Source organism: Sebaldella sp. S0638 (assembly GCF_024158605.1).
Lineage (GTDB): Bacteria > Fusobacteriota > Fusobacteriia > Fusobacteriales > Leptotrichiaceae > Sebaldella.
In genome coordinates, this window is sequence record NZ_JAMZGM010000149.1 from 1 (window position 1) to 526 (window position 526).

The following is a 526-nucleotide window of genomic DNA, read 5'->3' on the forward strand; positions in this document are numbered from 1 at the left end:
TTTTTTATGGATTTTCATGATATAAATCAATCATAATCTGGTCTTCATCCGGAAAAGTATCTAAAATATGAGATTCCAATATCTGGATATTTTTATTTTCCTTTTTAAGTATACTGTGTAGATGTCTGTAATTATTCGCATAAATCCCAGTAATGATATGTTCGTCTTCAAGAGCATAAACGACATAAAATAAATTCATATAGATCACTTCGCTAGTTCTTTGTGTAATATATCTGTTTTGTCTTCCTTAAGATAATTAATGAACTTAGGATTTTTATATCTGATTCTTTTTACAATGCCTCCAAATTTTTCAGCGAAATATTCAGCAGTTTTTCTATCAGGTAAATTAGTAATGGTAACACTTCCAATAATAACTTTAAACATAAGTGAATCCTCCTTAATATATAGTTACCGGAGTATATAACTTCAATTTTTTAGGAATGTTGATTTTTTGTTATATACTCAGGCAAGAATATATCTTGCTTAACGTGCTGCTAATAAATACTCTAAAATATTAAATTTTGCC

Annotated in this window: 1 protein-coding gene; it reads right to left on the bottom strand. The window is 27.4% G+C overall.

Features of this window, described 5'->3' with window-relative positions; translation table 11 throughout:
• Nucleotides 1-204: 204 nt before the first annotated feature.
• The gene (locus NK213_RS18050; RefSeq protein WP_253351810.1) at nucleotides 205-384 is read right to left on the bottom strand and encodes a hypothetical protein; all 180 of its coding nucleotides are present in this window, start codon (nucleotides 382-384) and stop codon (nucleotides 205-207) included.
• Nucleotides 385-526 lie beyond the last annotated feature (142 nt).